The 13885-nt window shown below is 45.1% G+C and carries 11 protein-coding genes and 1 pseudogene; all 12 read left to right on the forward strand.

Going from position 1 to position 13885, the window contains the following annotated elements:
- Nucleotides 1–25 precede the first annotated feature (25 nt).
- The 12 genes and pseudogenes from C6362_RS10495 (at nt 26) to C6362_RS10550 (ending at nt 13610) form a co-directional block, all read left to right on the forward strand.
- Complete coding sequence (locus C6362_RS10495; protein WP_014016693.1) at nt 26–1048, forward strand: glycosyltransferase family 2 protein; 1023 nt, start codon at nt 26–28, stop codon at nt 1046–1048.
- Nucleotides 1045–2223: a glycosyltransferase gene (locus C6362_RS10500; protein ID WP_014016692.1), complete on the forward strand. Its 1179-nt coding sequence runs from the start codon at nt 1045–1047 to the stop codon at nt 2221–2223. The genes C6362_RS10495 and C6362_RS10500 overlap by 4 nt, the downstream gene beginning before the upstream one ends.
- A gap of 12 nt (nt 2224–2235) precedes the next feature.
- Complete coding sequence (locus C6362_RS10505) at nt 2236–3243, forward strand: glycosyltransferase family 8 protein (RefSeq protein WP_014016691.1); 1008 nt, start codon at nt 2236–2238, stop codon at nt 3241–3243.
- A 155-nt stretch (nt 3244–3398) separates the two neighbouring features.
- Complete coding sequence (locus C6362_RS10510) at nt 3399–4565, forward strand: nucleotide sugar dehydrogenase (RefSeq protein WP_014016690.1); 1167 nt, start codon at nt 3399–3401, stop codon at nt 4563–4565.
- A 17-nt stretch (nt 4566–4582) separates the two neighbouring features.
- Nucleotides 4583–5584 (forward strand): annotated as a pseudogene (locus C6362_RS10515) (NAD-dependent epimerase/dehydratase family protein).
- Nucleotides 5585–5613: 29 nt separating this feature from the next.
- On the forward strand, nt 5614–7629 hold the full coding sequence (locus C6362_RS10520; protein WP_014016687.1) for an LTA synthase family protein: 2016 nt from the start codon (nt 5614–5616) through the stop codon (nt 7627–7629).
- 33 nt (nt 7630–7662) lie between these two features.
- Nucleotides 7663–8169 carry a methylated-DNA--[protein]-cysteine S-methyltransferase gene (locus C6362_RS10525; protein WP_014016686.1) on the forward strand — a complete coding sequence of 169 codons (507 nt, stop codon included), beginning with the start codon at nt 7663–7665 and terminating at the stop codon, nt 8167–8169.
- A 114-nt stretch (nt 8170–8283) separates the two neighbouring features.
- Complete coding sequence (hslO, locus tag C6362_RS10530; RefSeq protein ID WP_014016685.1) at nt 8284–9180, forward strand: Hsp33 family molecular chaperone HslO; 897 nt, start codon at nt 8284–8286, stop codon at nt 9178–9180.
- A gap of 21 nt (nt 9181–9201) precedes the next feature.
- The gene (gene mtnP, locus C6362_RS10535; protein WP_014016684.1) at nt 9202–9996 is read left to right on the forward strand and encodes an S-methyl-5'-thioadenosine phosphorylase; all 795 of its coding nucleotides are present in this window, start codon (nt 9202–9204) and stop codon (nt 9994–9996) included.
- Nucleotides 9996–11042: an S-methyl-5-thioribose-1-phosphate isomerase gene (mtnA, locus tag C6362_RS10540; RefSeq protein WP_014016683.1), complete on the forward strand. Its 1047-nt coding sequence runs from the start codon at nt 9996–9998 to the stop codon at nt 11040–11042. The genes mtnP and mtnA overlap by 1 nt, the downstream gene beginning before the upstream one ends.
- Nucleotides 11043–11069: 27 nt before the next feature.
- Nucleotides 11070–12311 carry an adenosylhomocysteinase gene (locus C6362_RS10545; RefSeq protein WP_014016682.1) on the forward strand — a complete coding sequence of 414 codons (1242 nt, stop codon included), beginning with the start codon at nt 11070–11072 and terminating at the stop codon, nt 12309–12311.
- Between the two features lie 18 nt (nt 12312–12329).
- On the forward strand, nt 12330–13610 hold the full coding sequence (locus C6362_RS10550) for an amidohydrolase (protein ID WP_014016681.1): 1281 nt from the start codon (nt 12330–12332) through the stop codon (nt 13608–13610).
- The last annotated feature ends 275 nt before the right edge of the window (nt 13611–13885 follow it).

The raw sequence follows: 13885 nt of genomic DNA on the forward strand, positions 1-13885 counted from the left end.
AAAAATTCAGGTGTAGGAGTAGACAATGGCTTTTAACGAATTTTCATTAGTAAGCATTATTGTACCTGTGTATAATGTACAGGCATATATAGATAGATGTATTAAATCTTTATTGCAACAAGAATATAAAAATATTGAAATTATATTGATTGATGATGGTTCAACTGATAACTCTGGAAAAATTTGTGATCAATATACTAGTGATAGGAGAATTACCGTTATCCATCAAAAAAACGGTGGATTAAGCAAGGCTAGAAATAAAGGGCTTAATTTAATGCACGGTGATTATGTAGCTTTTGTAGATAGTGATGATTTTGTTTCCCCTTACTTTATTTCTCATTCATTGGCTGAGATGCAATGTAAGGTGGCAGATATTGTTGTTTTTGATTTTCTTCATGTTAAAAATCAAATTAAAAGCTATCCCATTCCTGATTTACATAAAAAATATGAGTTTGAACTAATGTCAGGAGGTGACGAAATAAAAAAGTTAATACTTACCGATTCTATTCCTAATTACATGTGTAACAAATTATATAAAAGCAAATTATGGAGAAATCTTGTCTTTCCCGAAAAATATACATATGAAGATTTGTTCATATGGCCAGAATTGATAAATAAGGCTAAGACAATTACTTATTTACCAGAAAGTCTTTATTACTATAATCAAGACAATTTAAATTCTCTTTCTAGCGCGAAGGCTTCTTTGAATTCTTTTAATCGTTATTGCCATTTCAAAGGATTACAAAGTCATCTGAAAATTTTGGAAAACTGTTTTATGGAGGGGGATTTGGAGTATATAATTATTGGAAAGACACTAAAAGAAGCAATTGAAGCGATTGTTACTGAATTTGGAAATGCTTCATTAACTCAGTCAGAAATGGATGAAATCATTTATTTTATAAGTTCTAAAAGAAAATTAATTGGCCGAAAAATAGGCTTTAAGTCGGCTATTATTGCTTGGAGCGTTTGTTATTGTCTACCTATAGTTAAGATTTATGGGAAATATCGATATAGGCATAAATTAAAAAAGTGTGGTGTGCGTAAATGAATATTGCAATTCTATGTTTTGGAATTTCTTCTATATCTAATGTATCAGGAACTGAAAAGGTGTTTGTTGAAATGGCCAATCAATTTTGTCAAAGAGGAGCATCTGTTTTGGCTGTATGGAATGATCAACCAGGAGTGGTTCCATACTATCCTTTTTTGCCTGAAGTAAGTCAAATTAATTTAGGACTTGGAAAAATTAAGGCCCCTATATTCTATAAAGTTCTTCGTGAGGTATCCAAAGGATTACATCTGAATCTTGTGAATCGAGTAGATGCATATAAAACAAAAAAGCTTTGTCAGGCATTTAAGAAAAAAATTAACTTATCGGAAATTGATGTTATGATTTGTTATGAATTTAATAGTATCATGGTGGCTAATCAGCTATCAAATGGAAAAATACCTGTAATTGCAATGTGCCATAATTCTGTAGAAAATCAAATTGCTTCTTTGACTCCGCTACAACGAAAAGAAGCTAGTAAAGTGACGGCTTATCAGGTGTTGATTCCGAGCTTTGTCGACAAAGCAAAAAAGTTTTTAAATACAGATATTTATTGTATCCCGAATGTTGTAAAAGTTATTCCTGATAATCTAGTTGCAGACTTGTCTCATTGTAAAAAAACATATAAAATTATTATGATAGGTCGTATTGATTCTCATCAAAAAAGACCTCTTATTGCTATTCGTGCTTTTCTTAAAAATGCATCACGCTTTTCGAACTGGCAATTACATTTTTACGGACCTATCACAGATTCAGATTATAAGAAAGAAATTGATGAGTATATTAATGTGCATGATTTACGCCATCAAGTCATTTATAAGGGTATTACAGATATGCCTTTAAATGTTTTACATGATGCAGATATATTTGCTTTTCCTTCAGCCTATGAAGGGTTTCCGTTGGCATTAGCAGAAGCTAATTCGGTGGGACTTCCAGCTGTCGGTTTTGCTACTGCTCCAGCCGTAAATGAATTGATAAAAGATAAAGTTACTGGCTTTCTGGCAACTGATGAGGATGATTTTGCAAGAAAACTGGTATTATTGATGGATAATAAAGCTTTGAGAGTACAAATGGGTAAAGAAGCACGTGAGGAGATGAAAAAATATTCTCCCAGTGTTGTTTGGGGGCAATGGGACGCATTGCTTCAGAAAGTGGTTCATAAAAAGATGGATGAATAGAAAGGAGCTTTTATGAAAACATTTGATAAAAATTTTTTTAATTTGAATAATTTTGTATTATTTCAAAAAAAAATTTCTTTCAGTTCTAAAGATGATCAACGCATTGTGACACATGTTTGTTATAATGTTAATGAAAATTTTATTCCTATTATGGGGACATCGTTAGTTTCAATTGTCAAAAATAATCCGGATATGGCATTTGTATTCCATATTTTTACGGATGGATTTTCAAAACAAAGTGAAAATTATATTTCTCAATTCGCTCAAAAATTTCATTGTACTTGTATCCTCTATGTTTTAAATATGGAGCCGTTTAATGATTTTCATATTAAAGTAGCTCGTTTTTCACGTATCACTTATGGTAGGTTATATATGCCTAAAGTATTAAAAAATGTTACTTCTCGTTTTATTTATGTAGATGCTGATACAATGTGTGTAAATTCCTTACATGAGTTGTGGACTTTAGATATGGACAAAAAGGCAATGGGAGCTGTTTCTGAAACCGAGGATGCAGTAAAATACCGGGCTGGACACCTTAAATTAAAAAGTGGGAAATATTTTAATGATGGCATTATGCTTATAGACATAGAACAGTGGGAAAAGCAGCATATTACGGAAAAATGTTTTTCTTATCAATCTGAACCAAGGGAACGATTTTTAGGACAAGACCAAGATATTGTAAATCTTGTTTTTGATGGAACAAATTATTTCTTACCCGGTCGATATAATGTATATGGCGGTGGATATAAGGCACCAAGTGATAGTGTTTTTATTCATTGGACAGGACGCCGGAAACCTTGGCAAATGGTATTGACGAATTTTGACGCACAGTGGCGGAAATACAATGCACTATCGCCTTGGCCTACTATTACTAATATTTTACCGATAAAAAAGCCTGAAAATTATCATGATTTCCAGCAGTGGGGACGATATCAGAAAGCACATGGAAACATGGCAGGATATTTTAAATGTATTTTTTGGTATTCATGGTTACGGATTCGCTATAAATTACATATTTAAGTGATTTATGTTATCATAATATAGCCCTTATAGATTACGATAATAATCTATAAGGGCTATATCTAAACGGCTATTTTTAAGTCATCGTGATGGTTTAAATGTAATTTCATGGTATAATAAAGATATAATGTGTTAAAAGGAAAGTAGGAATTTATATGAATATAGCGATTGCTGGGACTGGGTATGTCGGTCTTTCAAATAGTTTGTTGTTAGCTCAGCATAATGATGTCATTGCTTTAGATATTATTCCAGAAAAAGTAGCTATGTTAAATGAAGGGAAGTCGCCGATTGTCGATAGCGATATATCGGCTTTTTTGCAGCGTGATGATTTACACTTTAAGGCGACCTTGGATCCCGTAGAGGCTTTTACGGATGCGGATTTCGTTATCATTTCAACGCCGACCAATTATGATCCGCAGAAGAATTTTTTTGATACGTCTTCTGTAGAAGCGGTCATTGAAGAAGTACTGGACATTAATCCGGAAACGGTTATGGTCATTAAATCGACAGTCCCTGTCGGCTACACTCATCATATCAAAGAACGCTACCATACCGAAAATATTATGTTCTCGCCGGAATTTTTGCGGGAAGGAAAGGCCCTGTATGATAATCTCCATCCGTCGCGTATTGTCGTCGGTGAACGGTCGGAACGAGCTAAAGTCTTTGCCCATCTGCTGGCCGAAGGCGCGGTGAAGAAGGATATCCCCATGTTGTTTACTGGTTCTACAGAAGCGGAAGCCATCAAGCTCTTTGCCAATACGTATCTGGCCTTGCGCGTAGCGTATTTCAATGAACTCGATTCGTACGCTGAAATGCGCGGCCTGAGTACAAAGGAAATCATCGAAGGCGTCTGCCTCGATCCCCGTATTGGTGATTTTTATAACAATCCTTCCTTTGGCTACGGTGGATACTGCCTGCCGAAGGATACGAAGCAGCTTTTGGCCAATTATCAGAACGTTCCGCAAAACCTCATTTCGGCTATTGTTGCTGCCAACCGGACGCGAAAAGACCATATTGCTGATATGATTATCGCCAAGAATCCCAACATTGTCGGCGTTTATCGGCTGACGATGAAGAGCCATTCGGATAATTTCCGGGCCTCGGCCATTCAGGGTGTCATGAAGCGCATCAAGGCGAAAGGTATTGAAGTCGTCGTCTACGAACCGACTCTGAAAGACAATGAATTTTTCCATTCCCGTGTTATCCGTGATTTGCATGAATTCAAGGAAATGAGCGATGTTATTATTTCTAACCGTTGGGCTGAAGAACTCAGCGATGTTCGTGATAAAGTCTATACACGAGATATTTTTGATCGTGATTAAAGGGGGATTCGATGATAATGGCAGATTTTAAATCTTTTGACAGTGCAAATAAAGTCTTGATTACCGGTGCCGCCGATTTCATTGGTTTCCATTTAGCCAAGCGGTTGCTGACCACGCGGCTACTATCTTTGGGTTTGACAACCTCAATGACTACTATGACGTTTCTTTGAAAGAAAGCCGACTGAATATTCTTCGACAGTTACCGGAATTTACCATTGTCAAAGGAGATTTGGCGGACGAAAAAGCTGTCATATTCGAATCTTTTCAGCCGGATATTATTGTGAATTTGGCGGCTCAAGCCGGAGTGCGTTATAGTATCGACCATCCTCGTTCTTATATTGATTCTAATATCATTGGCTTTTTTAACGTGCTTGAAGCTTGCCGCCATCATAAAGTAGATTATTTGCTCTTTGCGTCCAGTTCGTCTGTCTACGGAAACCAGAAGAAGACGCCTTTTTCGACGACGGACAATGTTGACCATCCTATCAGTCTTTATGCGGCAACGAAAAAAGTCAGACGAACTGATGGCCTACACCTATAGCCATCTCTATGGGATTCCTGCGACAGGGTTGCGTTTCTTTACGGTCTATGGACCATATGGGCGTCCAGATATGGCCTATTTCAAATTTGCCAACAAAATCCGTAAAGGAGAGCCTATTCAGATTTACAATCACGGCGATATGTATCGCGATTTCACTTATGTCGATGACATCGTCACGGGCATTGAAAATATGCTCTGCAATCCGCCGAAAGAAAATGAGCTGGGCGACCGCTATAAGATCTACAATATTGGCAACCACAAGCCGGAACAGCTCATGCATTTCATTGAAGTTCTGGAAAAAGCCCTCGGCAAAACGGCCGAAAAAGAATACCTGCCCATGCAGCCCGGCGATGTCTATCAGACCTATGCTGATGTCAGCGAACTGCAACGCGACTTTGATTTTAAGCCAGAAACGCCGATTGAAGACGGGTTGGGGAAATTTGCCCAATGGTATCGTGAATATTATAAGATTGAATGAATTATTAATATATAGATTGAGGTAATAATATGTTTTCAATGTTTTTTGAAGGTACGCAGCAAGATTGGAAATTAATGATTGTTGCACCTATTATTTGTGCTATCTTTCGATTGGCGTTCATTTGGGTATACGCACCAGATAAGAGTTTTAAGAATTGTAAAAAGAAATGGTATGAATGTTTTCGTTACGGTTTTTGGTGGGGAATGGACTACAATGCTTATGTGTTTTTGATTTCTTGGTTATTGATTAGCCTGCCTGGAGCCTTCTTTGCATCTTATTTTGCAATAGGAGATAGTATACGAGTTATAGCGATTACTATATACGCAGCAGTGCTTTACTTTGCGTTTATGGGAAAAATGATTTTTTATTATCATTTTCAAGATATTTATAATCCAACAATGCGATTAGGAAAAAATGCAGATAAAAAGAATTTCTTAGATATATTTTTTCATCAAAATCATGGTGGTTGGATTTTAGCCGGATACATCCCCTTTTTGGGTTTTTGTGCATATTTTACTACAGTATTATTGAATACACCTGTATTTTCCTATCCTCAATTTCATTCTACTTTGGCACAGTATGCATTTAACATTGTTTTTTGTATTGCCATGATTTTATTGTTTTACTATTTTCGTTATGGTGGACATATTTCGCACCGAAAAAAGCCGGAATGGGACACGGTACCAGATGTGGTAAAAAAAGATATGTTTTTTGCTAAAGCCACTGTTGATGATTTAGTTGCCATTGAAATGGTCATGAAACGTCCTGTTCAAACTATCTTGGGACATACTGATTCGGAATCTGTAGAAATTATAAATCCTACTATTCATTTTGATAAAAATGAAAGCATTTGGAAACCCTTTTTGCGTCAGGCCAAAGGTGCTAAAATTACGAAACCTAAACATATCTTTTTAGTTATTGGCGAAAGCTATACGCAGGCACCTTTTGACGAATGTTATGAACGGCTTCCTTTGGTCGAAGGCGGCAAGGCTTTTCGGGCGAATCCGCATACCATATGTGTGAACAATTTTTTACCGGCTGGCATGGTGTCGCAACCAGCTGTTACTAGTTTGATTGCAGGCATTTTTGACGATAACCTTGAAATCAATGAAAAACATGAATTTTGGCAAGGGCAGACTCTTACTTCTTTGCCACGACAGTTAAAACGATTGGGATATAAAACGGTTCTCTGGTATGGGGGCAGTTTATCTTGGGCTAGTCTTGGATTATTTGGCAAAGCTATGGGTTTTGATGAAGCTTTTGGCGGCCCAGACATTTGTCCACCTGGTTCTCCAGCCACATGGCTAGGAATTTATGACCATATATTTTTGGAATCATCCTTCAAACAAATAGCTGCTATGGATAATGATTCACCCATATTTCATTTGGTGTATACTACTTCAAATCATGGCCCCTATACGATTCCTATTGAAAAATATGGTTTTGATCCCCAGGTTGCGATGAAAGATTTGCCGGAAGAAATGCGTAAAAATAAGGCATTAATGGCTGATTTAGGAACCTATTGGTATACGGATCAAGCATTATCAAAATTTGTTTCTGATGTACAGGTTGCCTATCCAGATAGTTTAATTATTGTAACTGGTGATCATTCACGAAAAATCATTCCTTTTGGGAGTCCTTTGTATCCTCAAACAGGACCGATGATACGTGAAAAATATTGCACTTCCTTTGCTATGTATCATCGGGAATTTAAGCCTGAATTATTTAATCAACTGCACATTGGTGGTCATATGAATATTATGCCTACTATTATTGAATCTATTGCTCCCGCTGGCTTTGAGTATTATTCCATGATGCCATCTTTTTATGAACCTATTTCTCATGTGGTTACACCGTATCATTGGTTGAGCCATGATGAAGTCGGTTATTATGGGGACGAATTAGTTCAAAACTTAGCGGATAGAAATTCAGATATCGAACAAAATAAAGCAAAATATCAAGCAGAAAGAGATACCTATTGTGAAGTTACAGGGTGGATTGTGCGTCATGCAGATTCATGTTTGGAAAAGTTGTCAAGAGAATGAAATACGTAATAAAAACGATAGAGGTGACTTGTGATGTACTATAAGATGATATATGAATCGCCGTTGGGGCCGATGATTCTGGCTGCGAGCGATACGGCTCTGGTCGGGGCCTGGTTTGAAGGGCAGAAGTATTGTTATGGTTCTTTGCAGGGCGAAGTGATGCGGGACGAAGAGACGCCGATCCTGCGCAAGGCTGCGCGCTGGCTGGATGATTATTTTGCCGGCCGTATGCCAGCTATCATGACGCTGCCTTTGGCACCGCAAGGCAGTGATTTTCGCCGCCTTGTCTGGTATCTGCTCTGTCAGATTCCCTATGGCCAGACGACGACTTATGGCGATTTGGCCAAACAAATTGAAGAACGGACAGGGAAGGCTATGTCGGCTCAGGCCATCGGCGGGGCTGTGGGACATAATCCCATTTCCATCATCATCCCTTGTCACCGCGTTTTAGGGGCGAATGGCAGGGCGACGGGCTATGCCGGCGGCATTGACAAGAAAATAGCGCTCCTCCATCTGGAAGGTATCGCCGTAAAAGCATAGTGAATCGAGGCTGTTGCAGGAAGACAGCCTCTTTTTTGTCGGTACAGTACTGGCTAGGTCCGCACCGATGTTGTATAATAAAGACTGGATTTGTAAAGAAAGGATAGAACATACATGATTACACGTAACCAGATTATTCATTATACATCGGATGAGCTCATCCGGGTATCTATTGCCTTGACGACGGGCATCGTTGAAAAGGCCCGGCAGCGCCATAATTTGTCGCCTGTGGCCAGTGCGGCCCTGGGTCGGACGATGACCGGCGCAGCCCTGCTGGCCGGGGACTACAAGAACCACGAAGGCGTTTCCCTGAAGGTCGCCGGTGACGGGCTTTTAGGCGCTGTCCATGCCGACTGCTTCGATACGAATAAGCTCCGCGGCTATGTAGATAATCCCCAGGTCGACCTGCCGCTGAAGGTCAATGGCAAGCTCGATGTCGCTGCCGGTGTCGGTCAGCACGGCCAACTGACGGTGACGCGTTTCACGCCGGAAAAGACGACGTATACGAGCCAGGCTGATTTAGTGTCCGGCGAAATCGCTGAAGATATCGCTTATTATCTGTTCACATCGGAACAGGTGCCGTCGACGATCAGCCTGGGCGTCCTGGTCAGTCAGGATTATACCATTGCCGCAGCCGGCGGTTTCCTCGTCCAGGCCCTGCCGGGCGCGAAGGATGAAGACCTGGCCCGTGTCGAAGCCAATATCACCCAGGTCGGTGCCTTGACGACGTATTTGCAGGACCATCCGAATGGGGAAGGCCTCATCGATATCATCCTCAGCGGCATGCATTTCAAGGAACTCTACCGTCAAAATTTGTACTGGCGTTGCACGTGCTCGCGCCAGCGCTTTGAAAATGCCCTGTTGTCCCTACGCCAGGAAGATAAGGAAGCCCTTTTGAAGGACCCGCAGGTAGAAATGACCTGCCAGTATTGCGGGGCTAAATACGTCTTGTCTCACGACGAACTGGCAGCGCTGTATGAAGCGGCTGCCCAGCGCCATAAGCAGAATTAGATCCTTGAAGGAGGTTTTACCATGGGACTCATTGCCATCATCGGCGGTACCGGTGTCTGTGACCCGAAGATTTTATCCAATGTCCATGAAGACTATATGGATACCTTTTACGGGACCATCCATTATTGGCAGGGGACGTATAAAGACCGGGAACTCGTCTTCTTGCCCCGCCACGGCCGGACACATTCCATTCCGCCGCATCTCATCAATTACCGGGCCAATATCCTGGGCTTGAAGCGCCTGGGCGTCACGGCTATCTTGTCGACGACGGCTGTAGGCTCCCTGAACCGCGACGATAAGCCTGGCGATTTCGTCCTTCCCGACCAGTTCCTGGATTTCACCAAATGCCGCCATACGTCGTTCTTCGACGGCGGTGAAAATGGCGTCGTCCACGTCGATATGACCGAACCGTACTGCCCGAACCTGCGCCGGACTGTGGCAGCTGCGGCCCAGACTCTCGGCGGTTATACGCTCCACGACAAGGGCACCTATGTCTGCACGGAAGGTCCCCGTTTCGAGACGCCCGCCGAAATCCGGATGTACGAAAAGCTCGGCGGCGACCTGGTCGGCATGACCAACGTACCCGAAGTCTGCCTGGCCAGGGAAGCGGAAATCTGCTATGCCACGATTTCCATGGTCACTAATTTTGCCGCTGGCATTTCTCCGGCGCCGCTGACCCATGAAGAAGTCGTCGAAGCCATGGCGGAAAATTCCCAGCGCCTGCAGCAGCTCATCTTGAAGAGCATCGAATTATATGACAATGGCGACTGCGCCTGCCGTCATACCTTACAGGCTTACGGAGGGTTCACGGTATAATGGATACATTGCGTTGGCAGGCAGGTACGCTGTTCCTCCTGGACCAGACGAAGCTGCCTTTTGAAGAAATCTATCTGCCCTGCCATTCTTGGCAGGACGTGCGCCAGGCGATTTCTGTCCTGGCCGTCCGCGGGGCGCCGGCTATCGGTGTCGCTGCGGCTTATGCCGTCGTCCTGGCGGCGCGGTCTTTGTGCCAGAAGGGCGGGGATACGCCCTTTTTGACAGCCCTCGAAGCCATCTGCCAGGACCTGGATGCGGCCCGCCCGACGGCGGTCAACCTGCACTGGGCCTTGACCCAGATGATGGCCTGTGCCCGCCAGCATGAAGCAGACGGAGCAGAAGCTGTGACGGCGGTCTTGGAAGAAAAGGCCATTGCCATCCATGAAGCCGATGTGGCCATCAATACGGCCATGGCCCGGTTCGGTGCCGATGAGCTGGAAAAGCTCGGCCGCCCTTTGACACTGCTCACGCACTGCAATGCCGGGGCCCTGGCTACGGCTGGCGTCGGCACCGCCCTGGGCGTCATCCGCGAGCTCCATCGCCGGGGCCTGGTGTCCATGGTCTATGCCGATGAAACGCGGCCCCTTTTGCAGGGCGCCCGCCTGACAGCCTTCGAACTCATGGCCGACCACATTCCTGTGACCCTCATTACCGACAATATGGCCGCCTGGACCCTCAAGACGAAAGGTGTCGATGCCATCATCGTCGGCGCCGACCGCATTGCTGCCAACGGCGATACGGCCAATAAGATTGGGACCTACGGCCTGTCCCTGATGGCGCGGGAACTGGCGGTTCCCCTGTATATTGCCGCACCGGCTTCGACTTTCGATTTGTCGATAACTGACGGCAGTCAGATACCCATTGAAGAACGGAATCACGACGAAGTCCGTTCTTTCCGGGGTGTGGCGGCAGCCCTCCCCGAAACGCCCGTCTTCAATCCCGCCTTCGATGTGACGCCTCATGAAAATATCCGCGCCATCGTGACGGAAAAGGGCATTATCCACCGGCCGGATGCCGTATCCGTACCGGCATTTTTCCAACATTAATTCATTATAGAAAGAGGTCTTATTCGTATGGAATCTATTATTCGCGATATCAAGTTAGCTAAAAGCGGTCATGAAAAAATCAGCTGGGTCGATCGTCATATGCCGGCCCTCAATGCCATTGGCGACAAACTGAAAGCCGACCAGACTTTTAAAGGCAAAACGATTTGCGTCAGCGTCCATCTCGAAGCCAAGACGGCTTATTTGGCCGAAGTCCTTCACCGGGCCGGCGCCAACGTCATCGTGACCGGCAGTAATCCTTTGTCCACACAGGACGACGTCGCAGCGGCTCTCGTCGAAGATGGTCTGACCGTCTATGCCTGGTATGGCGCAACCGATGAAGAATACTTCGATTTCCTCAATAAATCCCTGGACCATCACCCGGACATCATCATCGATGACGGCGGCGACCAGGTCCATCTCCTGCACACGACGCGGGCCGATGCCATGGAAAACCTCCTCGGCGGCACGGAAGAAACGACGACTGGCGTCAACCGTCTCCACGGTCTCGACAAAGCCGGCGAATTGAAGTTCCCCATGGTCGCAGCCAACGATTCGTACTGCAAATACCTCTTCGATAACCGTTATGGCACAGGCCAGTCCACGTGGGACGGCATCATGCGCACGACGAACCTGACCGTCGTCGGCAAGAAAGTCGTCGTCGCCGGCTATGGTTGGTGCGGCAAGGGCTGCGCTATGCGTGCCAAAGGCCTCGGTGCCCATGTCATCGTCACCGAAGTTGATCCGATTAAAGCCATCGAAGCCGTTTTCGACGGGTTTGAAGTCATGCCCATGGCCGAAGCGGCTAAGGTCGGCGATATCTTCGTCACCCTCACCGGCGACAAGGACGTCATCCGCGGCGAACATATGAAGAACATGAAAGACGGCGTCGTCCTGGCCAATGCCGGTCATTTCGACGTAGAAATCAATAAACCTGAACTGGAAGCCCTGGCCGTCCGCCACTTTGAAGCCCGCCACAACATCGAAGGCTATGAACTCCCGAACGGCCATGTCATCAACCTCCTGGCTGAAGGCCGTCTGGTCAATCTGGCTGCCGGCGACGGTCATCCGGCTGAAATCATGGACCTGTCCTTCGCCGTCCAGGCCCTGGCTGCCAAATACATCCTCGAACACCATGCCGAACTTGGCAACCACGTCTATGTCCTGCCTCATGAAATCGACACGGAAATCGCCAAGATTAAACTGGCTTCCATGGGTTATGCCATCGATACGCTCAGCGAAGAACAGCGCAAATACTTGAATCTCGACTAAGGACCAGGAGGGGAAACGATGAAAAAACTGATTCAGCACGTAGCCCTCTACCAGGACCACCGCGTCTTAGAAGGACAGAATATCGCCATCGACGGCTCGCGCATCACGGGTTTTCCCGAAGCGCCGAAAGACTCGGAATACGATGAAGTCATCGACGGCAAGGGCATGCTGGCCCTGCCGGGCTTCGTCAATACCCATAACCATGTAGCCATGACGGTCTTCCGCAGTTATGCCGACGACATGCAGCTCATGGACTGGCTGGAAAAGAAAATCTGGCCGGCTGAAGCCAAACTGACGGATGATGTCATCTACGCCCAGTCCATGCTGGGCATTGCCGAAATGATCCGCTGTGGTACGACGGCTTATGCCGACATGTACGACCACATGGACCAGGAAGCCCGCGCCGTCGAAGAATCGGGAATCCGCGCCTGCTTATGCCGCGGCAGTATCGGCATCGGACCGAATGCCCAGGCCGGCCTTGATGAAAACCGCCAGCTCTTCCTCGACTGGCACGGCAAAGCCGATGGCCGCATTACCGTCATGATGGGGCCTCACGCTCCCTATACGTGCCCGCCCGATTATCTCCATAAATTCGTCGACCAGGCCCGGGAATTGGGAGCAGAAATCCACATCCATCTCAGCGAAACCAAAGGGGAAGTGGAAAACATCAAGCAGCAATACGGCAAATCGCCGATCGCCTTGATGGATGAAATCGGCGTACTGGACTGCGGCTGCCTGGCCGCCCACTGCGTCTGGGTCGATGACGACGATATGGACATCATGGCAGAAAAACACGTCCGCGTCGCCCACAATCCGGGCAGCAACTTGAAGCTTGCCAGCGGCGTCGCACCGGTGCCCAAGATGCTGGCTAAAGGCATCACTGTCGGTCTCGGCACCGACGGGGCATCGAGCAACAATAACCTGGACATCGTCGAAGAAATGCGTCTGGCTACGCTCATCCACAAGGCCCATACCCTGGATCCCTTGGTCATTCCGGCCGAAACAGCCCTCAACATGCTGACCGAAGGCGGCGCCAAGTGCCTGGGATACACAGACGTAGGCAAATTGGAAACAGGCTATAAAGCCGACATTACCCTCGTCGACCGCGAAGGCCTGCACTGGTATCCTAAGAACGACACTTTGAGTCTCATGGCTTACAGTGCCAACAGCATGGACGTCGATACGGTCCTGGTCAACGGCGAAGTCCTCTTGCGCCATAAAGAATTTACCAAACTGGACATCGAAAAGATCAAAGCCGAAGCCGAACGGACCCGGAAGAAACTCTTTGCACAGATTTAATGTTTGAGGTTTGATGTTTGAGGCAATGGCTTTTAAATTTTGTCCCATCCACATCAAACTTTCAACTTCAAACTTCAAACTCAAAAAGGTGCTGTCGCATGAAGACAGCGCCTTTTTTTTGCCCATACCTGTAATAAATTACAGTGTATCTATTTTTTATATTTAGTAGAATGATAGTAAGGATAAATGCTTATGGATTTTTGAACATGGAAAATAAGGAGGCCAGCGTCATGAAAGGGAAAAAGGGTTGGAAGCAGAGGGCCTGTCTGTGTCTG

The sequence above is a fragment of the Megasphaera elsdenii DSM 20460 genome, from assembly GCF_003010495.1.
GTDB classification, from domain to species: domain Bacteria; phylum Bacillota; class Negativicutes; order Veillonellales; family Megasphaeraceae; genus Megasphaera; species Megasphaera elsdenii.